Origin of the sequence: Algoriphagus boritolerans DSM 17298 = JCM 18970 (assembly GCF_900108085.1) — a bacterium.
GTDB lineage: Bacteria > Bacteroidota > Bacteroidia > Cytophagales > Cyclobacteriaceae > Algoriphagus > Algoriphagus boritolerans.
Genome location: NZ_FNVR01000051.1, coordinates 1 through 12,409 on the forward strand (window position 1 = coordinate 1; position 12,409 = coordinate 12,409).

The following is a 12,409-nucleotide window of genomic DNA, read 5'->3' on the forward strand; positions in this document are numbered from 1 at the left end:
GCCGATTCAACAATACCTGTATCATTAAGCCATGGACAATTCAACATTCAACATTCATCATTCAACATTCATCATTCAACATTCCCACTCCGTGGTTAGTGATTTTCCTACCAGTCACTACCAAGCCCAAAACAATCCCCAAAGTTTGAGACGGGAACTCCCTATCTAAGCTCAAGAATGGCTAGATCGATATGTGGAGGGCGCGCTTGGCCGACGTGGCAGCGGGCCGGCGTTCGGACTTGTGCGGTAGGAGCTTTGCCACGTCAAGGCTTTTTGGTTACTTTTTGGCCCACAAAAAGTATCGAAGGAAAAATATACCCAAAGCCTCAAATTTTTCTCAAAATGTTAGAATGCCTGAAATCGAGCATTACGAAGATCGTCACACACTGGGATGATTATAAACCATGCGAGATTCTCCCGAAGAAAAATCGGGACAGGCTATCTGACCAATAAATATCAAATTATAAACAGATGAATTGTTCTGGCATCCATTTCCATTGTTCTGGCATCCACATCTTCTTCCAAACGAATAGCCTGCGCCAGCGTTGGTTCCCGTTCACTTTTTTATACCCCGGGTTCACACTTGCCTACCGGCAAAGACAGGCCCAGGGCTATTCATAGCTTGACCACATTCGTGGTCATGACTTCGAATCGGACATTTAACCTTGAACCATGCCTACCCATTGCAGAAACAATCCCCAAATCATTCCGCCTCCCCCTCCTTGAACTGAAAATTCTATTAGGAAAAGTGTCACATCCGAGTGTTATTTTGAAGTCAAGCTCGATTCTCTGATTTTTCTTCAAAATCCTCTCTAGCCTTTAAATGAAGTTATTCCAACCTGAATTGATAAAAGAAGAATTTGTCCGCTAATAAATTAATTTTTAACCATTCTTTTCCCTCCAGTATATTCTACAATCATGGCATCCGCAAAGCCCTGTGCCACACACTTTGCACGGAATGCCTGAGCCTCTTGGACAGTCATCCTTCCCCCAGTCATATATTTATGGAGGCCATGATGCATCTCTACTTCCAATGTAAGCAAATTAAAAGGAGAGTTTACTGTAGAAATCGGTTTTTTGGAAGCGAAAATCTGCATCTTAAAATAATTTTCATCGATACCCGGGAGCCTGTATTCTCCCGGAAAGTAAGAAGAAGGCAGGCCGTCCTCTGTGAACTGGTACACGATAAATGCGTCTTTATAAACGGGCATAATCGAACTTTTAAGGAACTGCTCTGCCTGCCCAAAAGAATCAAATGATCCTGTAAAATACTTATGCCAGCCGTTTTCTTTCCGATGCTGGACACTGTCCGGTAATCGACTCAACTGGATGGCATCCAGCATTTCCTTGGAAGCTAGAACTTGGATCCGATAAATGATCTTTTTCTCCTGAAGGCTAGACATGACCTTGTCGCCTTTACTTTGAGAGTTATTCTGATTCAGGATCTCCAAAGAAGGAGTAAGCTCTACAGGCTTGGATACCGTACTTTCCTTCAGACTGAAGGATGAATCCTGAAAGTAATTGTTTTTGAAACTTTCCTCAGGGGCGTTTGGAGGGAGGGATTGCACCACTTTATTGGATAGTTTTATCTCCCAGCCAGCACTATAATCTCCAAAGTTGCCTTGTTCAAAGCGTATTTCAGTCTCCCCGGATTCCCAGTCCATTTCCAGCATTCTCAATTGGGCAGTATCAGGGCGAAACGTGTAGGTGCCGGCTTTTAATTCTGAATGAAAGAAAGTGCCATCCCGCTGTGACACCATCTCCTTGATCAGGTTTTGATCCTGATTAAAAAACAGAACCCTGATGCCACCCTGGGCCACATTGTTCAGCACTACTTTTCCTGCTATTTCATTTACTACTTTGATGGGAACTTCCAGTTCGTTTGAATTGCCTGGTTTTATTCCGATTTGAATTTTCTTGTGATCCAGTCTCCAGCTGATTTCTGGCAGGGAGTTTTCGTCGAGTTCGATCAGATAGTCCTGGTAAGGCATTAAATTTCTGACCTGGGTGATTCCTGATTTGGGATCTTTGGTTGAACTGGCTCCTTTTACTTTTACACTCAATTCAAATTCATAGGGTTCCTCTTTATCCTTTACATTGTTGTCGTTGATATCCAAGAAGGGGACAATGTTCAATGAGGCTCTACCCAGTTCTGATTTGCTGGAGAAATTCAAATTTCCGGTGACTTGATCCTGAATGACCGATCCCATCAGTGCCTGATTGAGCATCAGCTGATTTCCCTGAAGGCGTGAATTGGTAGTACCCTGAAAAAATCCTAAATCATACCTGAGACCCAATCCCATCAGTGAATTTTGAAACTTTAAACTAACCTGATAGAAAGTATTCACCCGGAGACCGGACTGCAGACGTTTCTCCAGCCCAAGCATAAAACTACTATAGTCCATTCGATGATAATTCATCTGGACTCTTCCATTGAGCATTAGGTCAGCTGGAAGTCTGTAAGTTTGTTGAATCGTGGTAGTCACAAAGGCAGCTTCCCGATACTTGGTAACAAGGGTTGAAAAATTGGACATAGCACCAAATAAAGTCCCGTTTAAGGACCAAAGAAGTGTTTGGTTTTTGGATTTGGGAAAGTTCAGCTCCGTAAAATTTATTCTGGAATTATACATTTTTCCCCTTAGCTTGAATGGAATCATTGCAGAAATCCGGCTAAGACTGAGATAGTTGAGTTGGGGGAAAGCTTTCTGGCCTTTTGCAAGATTTTCATAACTCAGGTCCAAAATTATCCCATTTTTAGTTCGGGTGTTTAGTACACCTGAAGCTTTGAGATCGGGCATCCACTCGGTGGAAAGCAAGACGTTATTTCCCAGCTTTTTGGTCGTGGTAAATCTGGAAATAAAAAGCCGGTCACTTAATCCCGAATAATATTCCATCCCTGCACCAATCGTGAAAGATTCCGTTAGTCCATAGCTCAACTGGGCATTTGCCAATTGATCAAATTCCAATCCCTGTACGATTCCAGCATTGATATGGTAAATCAATTCCTTTTTTGGAAGAAGAAGGAAAGGGATGAAGACGGTTTCTTCGATCAACTCCTCCTCTCCCGAGGGGCCGAAAAGTTTTAGCTGAAGCTTGTTTGATCCATAATTTAAAGGGATTTCAAAATGGTACAAACCGGTTTCATCAGTTTTTAAGTACTCAATCAATTCATTATTGAGGTAAAGCTCTACGATCCAGAAGGGTCTGGTAAAATCCCGGATTGTATGAAATCCAAAAGATTTTCTGACCACTGGCGGTGCATTGGTTAATCCGATACCGGTGATGGGTTGAAATAGTGTAACGAAAGAAGCACCGTTGATCCTGCCTAGCGTAATTTGCCTCAGTGTATTTTGGGAAGTCAGGACCCTTTTCCAGCGGAGGTCAACATTTCTGAAGGTAAGTTCTGAATTGCCAAACCAGTTGATTCGGGCATTGAAATTTCCATAGCCAAGCTCGCCTCCCATACTTACAAATCCTCTGGATTGCACACCGGGTGTCCCTGTCACTACTTGTTCCTCCCTTTGAATGAGGCCCAACCATTTATTTAAAGTCAGGTTCCAGTCTAATCCTTCAAAATCAGCCAGGGTGTATTTGGGTAGGAATGCCATATCAGGATTGTAGTGTTGCCCTTTTCCTAAGTTTTTCCGCATCAGTTCCCTTCGAATTTGCTTGAATACGGGGAGTTCAGGACTTGCCTCCAGTTTTACCTGGAGATTTCTGAAATCAAACTGGCAGGACAGTTCAAAAATTTCGCCGAAGGTGGAAATTTGGAGGTAAAGATTCCCCTCAAACTCCTGAAGTTCGCCCGGATTTAGGCCATGCACTTGCCCCTTATAAGTAATGCTGTGATCAGTAAGGCTAATCGTATATTGATCCAGCTGATGTAGAACAAAACCGGCTATAGTTCCTCCGGGTTGAGCTTCAGCTTTGATTTTCAAAAAAGCAAATAGATCCGTCACTGAGAGGTAAAGTGTCTGCCTGTCGATTAGGCCGGGGATTTCGGTGCCCCCAAGTTTGGGGACTGCCACATAGATTAGGATAGGATCGAATTCATAGGGTTTTGAATGGACTCCCTGTGGGAGTAGAAAAAACAGGACACACCCAAGTACCAGAACGAATTGTCTGGGCATCTGTAGAAACCGATAGGTGTTTTGGGTGCCATGCGTCCCCATGAATTTTATAATCTATAGTTATTCTTGAATGAATGTCACAGTTATGGATCCCGAATAAACTCCCGTAGGGGTAGTGGATCTTGGGCCAAGTGACAAAGTGCCACCGATATACACTGTGGTCCTTTGAGGCGGCGTAGCCAAACTGGTAAAGGGAGAAATAGGGTCTGAGGCATTGAGCGTCAGACCGATTTGACCTCCGTTTTCTCCAAACAGGAGCTGCTCTGTACCAAAATCAATGTGAATTATGGTGCCATAAGGAGCCTCCACACTCAAAATCAGTGGATGAAATTCGGTGGTACTTAACAGGACAATTCCTCCGGCGGCACTTCGGTCTCCTGTGGGAGATAAGGTAACTGTACCACCTGCCTCTGACAGAATCATAGCCCCAAAACTGAAGGGACTCTCCTGATACACCTGAATCTGTGCGACTGAAACCAGTGGCAAAGCACTTGCGAAAAAAAAAATAAGACTTTGCCAAAAGGTGTTTTTACCCGTTGGAAAGAATTTTAAAACACCTTTTGTACATCGCTTGAGGGACATTATTATTCAACTTACTTAAGAGGAACCACCAAGGAAGCCAATATTTCTTTGCGCTTGGTTTGCGAGATATATTCCAGAATCAATTCCCCTTCGTTTATTGTCACACCTGCCGGAATAGTGACTGGAACTGAATAGCTTCGTTTTTTTATGGGAGCATAGACGGCCACACCCTTGACCAGACCCACTTGAGTCATTTTCCCATCGGCGCTGCGGTGAGTCAGTGTAAAATCCCCGTAGGAGGATTTTTTTCCGCTCCGATGAATGTCAAATCGGAGCTGGAGGCTCTTGCTATCCGAGGCGATCCATGTTACATTTTTCAATTCTACTTGAGCAGTGATGCTGCCGATTTCCATGATCACGGGGATGGTGATCGCCAGGTGCATATTGAGTTGAGTTTGGATTTGATCCTGTTCCTCTGATGCAGATGGTGTGGTAGCATCCATTGGCTTTGCTGACCGGAATTCCAGGTGGCTTCGGTATTCTCCTTCCGGCAACTGTCTGTTGCTGATGCGTTGTACTTTGACTTTCTGGGATTCTCCGGGTGCCAGCGTGACTTCCCTTGGGAAAAAACGGAGGATTTCGTCGGCTAGATACTGTCCTGAATCCGGCTCTGTTATTTCTGTAAACTGCCCTGATGAAGTCATCCTGTAATTTTTCCAAGACAAAGCATAGGTGGAAGAATCAGTACCGGAGTTAGCAAGAGTCACGTCCATGGATCGCTGACTTGAGCCAAATACGAGTCGTCGGGGGTAAATCATCAAATCCCCTTGGGCAAATGACTGATTCAGATCTGTCAGAAGGAGCAGCAGTACAATCCAAAAGCCTGCATATTTCATTTTATGGTCGATTAGAAACGGTAAAAGTACCCCGAGGAGTCCTGCGGGGTACTGGAAAAGGAAATTACCAGGGCATTAATTATAGACTACCGATACCGTAAATCCACTTGCGTTGGTATACGTGCCGCTTACCTGATTTGCCAACAATGTAAGTGTAGCGCCTACTGTAAAAGAGCCAGCACCGGCAACTAGACTTCCGGAATTTGTTTCTCCCAAGCTGGTGGTAAAATCGCTAAGTGCCATGACCTCAGTACTGCCTTCCTTAGTGATTTCGTGTGTTACAGGCAAAGTTACTGTATAGGCATAATTTGCTTCTCCAGTAACTTCAAAAGAAGCAGCCGAAACTGTCCCAGTAGTGCTAGGCAGCTGAACACCTGATTCTGTTCTTCCTCCTCCTGGAGCCAATACTACCGTACCGCCTGCGGTGGTAGCAGTAATGTTACCGAAATTCATATTACCTGCATTCGTTAGTGTCAGGGGAGTTACAATTGTTGCTGTTGCCGTAGCTGTTTCAGTTACTGGGTCGGCTTCCTGAGCTTTTGCACTGAATGTCATTCCCGCTACTAGAAGGAGGATTGCTGAGATTTTTAATGTGTTTTTCATAGTGTGTTTGTATTAGGGTTTTTAAGCATCAATAAAACCTAGAATTGTATTTTTACCAGAGATGCTTCACAAAGGTATAGTAACTAAACCCTGAAAACCAAACTCTTGAAGTTTTGAAGAGAGTGATTGATATAAAAATCTTAAAAGGCTAAAATTTATTGTATAAATTGAACAAAAAGTATTGTTAAAGCAATTTGTAAATATTTTTAAATACAAATTATATAATTAATAATGCTAAATACTGTACTTTAAAAGTAATTAAGATGTATTGTGTGGGATTTTATATTTGGGCTAAGAAAAATGAATGATCTGCTTTTCAAATATACTTTTGTGTAGGTAATTAGAATATAGCATTCAATAAAACAGTGAAAATAATTCAATTATTTTCACTGTTAGAATAATGCAATTTTTCAATGGAAATAATTAAATATTTAAAATGTCTTATTTTGGTAAACACTGTAAATAAACGGCTTTTTTACGATTTTGATTTGGAATAATAAATTTGTAAGGGGTGATTTTAGGCTTTGGAAACTGAAGACAATTTTTTTTTTATGATTTTTTTAATCGGCAAAATAATTCCCAAATGAAGTAGTCCTAATCTGCTATAAAGTTTTTTTCTACACTTTATTTACCAATACCTACACTTTGCATTGCAAGGTTTTGAAACAAAAATGAATGTAGAGTTCTTCGGCAGACGAATTTATTGGTAGTCAATATTTTTGCTTTTCACCCACCGCTCACTCTAAATTTTAAATTTATGAAAGGAAGTTTCTACTCCGAAACTTGTGTTCTAAATCTACCTGAAAAAGGCCATTTTCTGGATGAATCATCAAATTTTAAGAAAGATACATTTGTAAAAAACCTAATTTTCCCGCTTTTAAAAAGAGAGGATTACAAATTATTCAAATTGAAAAATCTTCCCTTTTTATTATTTCTATTTTTTAGTTCACAGGTAAGCATGGCTCAAACCAGCGAATTTAACTTTAATACAACCGGGCAACTGAGTAACAATTTTAACGGTTCCGGAACGCATGTCTCTAATGTGGTTCAAGCCACAGCTGGCGGTTTGAATGATTCCGGTTCAGTCTCTGTGCCAAGTGCTGTGACCAATGCAGTCTTTGTAACCAAGAATAGCTACAGTTTAGGCCCGGTTGGGAGTTCGTATTCCTTTCAAACTTATATCAAAAGTACAGGTCCAAATGGATATAGCGGTGCAGGATTTACTGGGGATTCACCTACCAGTTCTTTCCATACCAGTCCTGTTTATAGGCCAAATGATGCGCTGGGTGTATCGGTTCATGGGGGCGGGTATGAATTTCATAACGGGACTACCAATTATTCCGGTCTTTGGGGCACTACTTACAAGGATGCAATCACCACAATTAAAGTAGCTGCATGCGCAAATTTAATTGATAATACCGGTACTACTTGTGGGTCTCCTGACAGGTGGTACAAGATCGTCTTCACTGTTACAAGGCCTTCGAGCACGACTTTTAATATGCGGGTTGAGGTCTGGCCCTCAAATCAAAGTGGGACCTTGTTATATACGGAGGCTACGGCAATCGTAGAAGTCAATGGAGTTACTAATACGGCGCTTTCTGGTTCTCCTCAACTTTTCAGTTATTTTAATTTCTCAGGACATCGAGTTACCAAGTTTGACAACTTCAGTTATGATTTGTTTGGAGCAACTGAAATCGAGGCAGGAGCACCGGTAGTTTTGACAGAATCAGTTACAGAAAGCAATGGTGTAATTACTGTAAATGGGAATGTCACAAGTGATAATGGAGAAGCGGTAACTGAAAGAGGATTTGTTTATGGTACTGCAACCAACCCGACTACTTCTGATATCAAAATAGCCATTGGGGCAGGAACAGGGACATTCTCAGGGAATACAGGTACTTTATCTGCGGGAACTTATTATATCCGTGCTTTTGCAACCAATTCAATTGGAACTTCTTATGGGCAAGAATTCAGTGAGGTTGTTTCTGATACCACTGACCCAACTCTAATAGTAGGAGGGAATTCAACAAAAAATACCGACGAAGACGATTGTTTTTATACCGTTCAAGGAACCGAATTTGATCCGACTACAGCTACAGATGACAGTGGTAGCTTGGCTTCACTGACTTATTCACTTCAAAAATTATTACCAAGTCCAAGTCTGATCTCTGAGAATTTCAGTTCCGGAACTTGGAATACCGTTAATTTCGCTGTGAGTTCCTCAGGTGGGCAAGTAGTTAATGGAGCTTATCAAAGTGGTGATGAATCAAGCAATCGAGATATTCTCTACACTGTTGCAGATTTCCAACCCACAGAAAGTATCCCTCTTCATTTATCTGCAAAATTGACTTTTAATAATTCGGATCAGATAGCTTTCATAGGTACAAGAAGTGATGCGTTAAGGAATCCGGGTTATGCAAATGAACCTGATAATAGCTTGTATTTTAGAATTCATAATTTTATTGAGGGTTATACCGGTATATCAAGTACTTCATTTGATGGAAGACCTGGAGATGGGTTTTATCAAAGTCCTGTGATGATTGAATTGATTGATAATGGAATAAATATTTCAGGAACTATTACCAATATCCAATCAGGTCAAGTATTAAGTTTCAACGAGAATTCTACATTTTCTTCTGGTTTATGGAAGGTGATATTCTCTGGAGGACCAGGAGCCGCATGGGATGATATTAAGATCAGTTTTGGCGAGCATGAATTTGTTCAAGAGTATGATGATGGAAGCAATTCACTTGCGGGAGTGTCTGTCGGCTTAGGAGAAACAACTATTATTTGGACGGCACAAGATGCAGCTGGAAACTCTACCTCTGAATCTCTAATCGTAACCGTTGAGGACAATCAAGATCCTTCCCTCTCGGTATTTGAAAACTTAGCCGGTCAATCAGAATCTTCTGTTAATTGGGAGACCACAGTTGAAGATGTGGTATTTGGGGATAATTGTACTGGTGCGATACTCACTTGGCATATGACTGGAGCTTCTACTGCTTCTGGAATCGGTCAGGTAGGAACTCATTCTTTTTCCCCCGGAATAACAACGATTACATACACCGTCACAGACGCATCAGGAAATACTACATCCGAAGCGATGACAGTTGAAAACACCAAAGAGTTTTTTGCAGGAGGAACAGGGACTGAAGAAGATCCTTATCTGATAGCGGACTGGGAACATCTTTACAACATCAGAGAAAATGTCTCCGCTCACTTTGTGTTGTTAAATGATTTGGATGAAAATTCATCCGGGTATGCACAGTATGCCGCGGCCACAGCAAATGATAATGCTGGTTGGAATCCTATTAAAGGTGCCTGCACTTACATGGACTTTGGTGAATGTTTTGAATATGCAAGTTTCGAAGGGATTTTGGATGGTACTGGTCATACTATCAGTGATTTAGCTATCAAGAGACTAAGTAATCGAGTCGGTTTATTTGAAAAAATTACGAATGGGGGTCAAGTTAAAAACCTTAATTTAGTTGATTTTAATATTATTGGATCCGATGGAGGAAGTTTAGCAGGTTCAATAACCGGTGGTGCATCAGTTACCAATGTTCATGTCCGAAACAGCTCAATTTCAGGAGCTGTTAGTATTGGCGGTCTTGTAGGTACAATGGAAAGTACTACCATTATTTCAGAATCTTCTTTTTCTGGAACTGTTACAGGCTCTGATCAACAGACTGGAGGATTGGCTGGCACAATAGACAATGCTCAAGTCATTAATTCATTTAGTTCGGCCTCAGTTACTGGAAATAATTTAGTAGGAGGTCTTGGAGGATATGTTTTATTTTCTACTATTAAAGATTCCTATAGCATTGGTAATGTGATTGTTACTTCAGATGCTGGTGGGGGACTGATAGGCTTTATTATTGGGGGATCTGTCGTAAACTCCTACAGTTCAGGTCAAGTCAGTGGGTCAGGAATAGGTCAAGGTGGTTTGATTGGAAAAGTCACTACAAATCCAACTTTTACTAATTCCTTTTGGGATACCGAAACCTCAGGTCAACCGACCTCAGCAGGAGGAACAGGTAAGACCACAGTCGAAATGAAAACCCAGTCTACATTTACAGGTTGGGACTTTACCGATACCTGGAATATCAATCCTGCCGGATTTCGTTCTTATCCCTATTTGCGGGCAATAGTGTATGACGAGCCAGAGGCAGAACCGGAAGTGAACCCGATACCGGGATTGGAAGCGGTTAATATTCCACCAATTGTCACAGATGAGAATATCAGCATTGCCGGTGGTACAGGTACAGGGGGTATTTTCAAAATAGGGGATACCATAACCGCGACTTGGAACAATACCGCAGCAGGTGACAACAACAGCGAGGAAATAACCACAGTTACTGTGGACTTCACTCATTTCGGAGGAGGTGCTGCAGTGGTCGCTACCAATAACAGTGGCACCTGGACAGCTGCCTATACTTTAATCGCAGGAGATATTGATTCCGGCAACCGAAATGTAAGTGTGACGGCAACCTACAGCTCAAATCAAGCAACAACTACTGCTGATACGAGCAATGCCACAGTGGATAATATAGCTCCGGCAGTCTCAGGATTTACGCCGGTAAACAGCGCAACCGGGGTTGCCTTGCAGCCTACTTTGACTATCACTTTTGATGATGAGGTAATTTTGGGGAATACGGGGATCTTCAGTCTTGGTAAAGTCGATGGAGACGGGTGCACCATTACTGCGATTTTCGAATTTGACCTGAGTGATCCGGATGAAAGATCCTTGTTTACTTTATCAGTAGACAAGCTTACGGTTACTTTGATCCTCACCGATAACCTGCCGGTAAACACTCAGGTGATCCTGGCGATTCCGACAGGCTTTGTTTTGGATGTAGAGGGAAATGAATTTGCAGGGTTTAGTGCCTATACCTACACTTGGTCATTTACTACCAAAGATAAAAATGAGCAAACAATCACTTTTGGAGAAATCGAAACCAAGAAATATGGTGATCCTACCTTCACCTTAGCAAATGCCGAGACAGACCAAGGGCTGACAGTGACCTATACTGCCACTGACCCGACAGTAGTCAGCATCACCGGGAATCAGGCAACAATTCTGAAAGTTGGCTCGACTACGATTATTGCAACACAGGATGGGGATGAGGTGAACTTTGCTGCAGAGCCGGTTGAAAGAACACTCACCGTGGGAAAGAAGGCCTTGACGATCACGGCCACAGACCAAACCAAAGTTTATGGCGAAGCGAATCCAACGCTTACCTTCAATTACTCAGGCTTGACCAACGGCGACACGAAAGTGACCACCGAACCAAGTATCAGTACGATTGCTACCCTAAACTCAGGAGTTGGAGTTTATCCAATCACCTTGGAAGGCGGTTCGGACGATAACTATGAGATCACGCTGGTAGACGGCGAACTGGAAATTACCAAAGCTGGGGTTACGATCACGGCTACAGACCAAACCAAAGTCTATGGCGAAGCGAATCCAACACTGACCTTCAGCTACAGCGGATTAGTCAACGGAGACACGAAAGTTGCGAACGAGCCAAGCATCGGAACAACTGCAACTGTAAGTTCGAATGTGGGAACTTATCCTATCACCTTGACGGGAGGATCGGATGACAACTATACGATCACTTTGGTAAATGGCACACTGACCATCGGCAAGAAGGATCTGACGATCACCGCACAAGACAAGTCGAAGACTTACGGCGAAGCCAATCCAACGCTGACCTTCAGCTACAGCGGATTAGTTAACGGAGACACGAAAGTGACCACCGAACCAAGCATCGCAACGACCGCTACCCTAAACTCAGGAGTTGGAGTTTACCCAATCACCTTGGAAGGCGGATCGGACGAAAACTATGAGATCACGCTGGTAGACGGCACGCTGACCATCGGCAAGAAGGGTCTGACCATCAGCGCAGATGACAAGCAGAAATCGTATGGAGAGGCTAATCCTGCCTTGACCTTCAGCTACGCTGGACTAGTCAACGGGGACACCAAAATGACCATCGAACCAAGCATCAACACGACTGCGACAGCAAGTTCGAATGTGGGTACTTATCCAATCTCCTTGACGGGTGGATCAGACGACAACTATACGATCACTTTGGTGAATGGCACACTGACAATCGGCAAGAAGGATCTGACCATCACGGCAGATGACAAGCAGAAAGTCTATGGCGAGGCAAATCCAGCCCTGACCTTCACCTATGGCGGCCTTGTCAACGGAGACACGAAAGTGACCACCGAACCAAGCATCAGCACGACTGC

The 12,409-nt window shown here is 42.8% G+C and carries 5 protein-coding genes; 1 reads left to right on the forward strand and 4 read right to left on the reverse strand.

What is annotated here, in order from left to right:
* Nucleotides 1–875 precede the first annotated feature (875 nt).
* The 4 genes from C4S61_RS21060 to C4S61_RS21075 form a co-directional block, all read right to left on the reverse strand.
* Nucleotides 876–4,172: a hypothetical protein gene (locus tag C4S61_RS21060; RefSeq protein ID WP_146064472.1), complete on the reverse strand. Its 3,297-nt coding sequence runs from the start codon at nucleotides 4,170–4,172 to the stop codon at nucleotides 876–878.
* Nucleotides 4,173–4,190: 18 nt separating this feature from the next.
* Complete coding sequence (locus C4S61_RS21065; RefSeq protein ID WP_103926758.1) at nucleotides 4,191–4,712, reverse strand: DUF4402 domain-containing protein; 522 nt, start codon at nucleotides 4,710–4,712, stop codon at nucleotides 4,191–4,193.
* Between the two features lie 11 nt (nucleotides 4,713–4,723).
* On the reverse strand, nucleotides 4,724–5,548 hold the full coding sequence (locus tag C4S61_RS21070; RefSeq protein ID WP_103926759.1) for a fimbrial biogenesis chaperone: 825 nt from the start codon (nucleotides 5,546–5,548) through the stop codon (nucleotides 4,724–4,726).
* Between the two features lie 75 nt (nucleotides 5,549–5,623).
* On the reverse strand, nucleotides 5,624–6,151 hold the full coding sequence (locus C4S61_RS21075) for a DUF4402 domain-containing protein (protein ID WP_103926760.1): 528 nt from the start codon (nucleotides 6,149–6,151) through the stop codon (nucleotides 5,624–5,626).
* A gap of 958 nt (nucleotides 6,152–7,109) precedes the next feature.
* Between C4S61_RS21075 and C4S61_RS21080 the strand changes: the two genes are divergently transcribed.
* Nucleotides 7,110–12,409: MBG domain-containing protein (locus C4S61_RS21080; protein WP_200820631.1), on the forward strand; the 5,300-nt coding region annotated here is incomplete at its 3' end.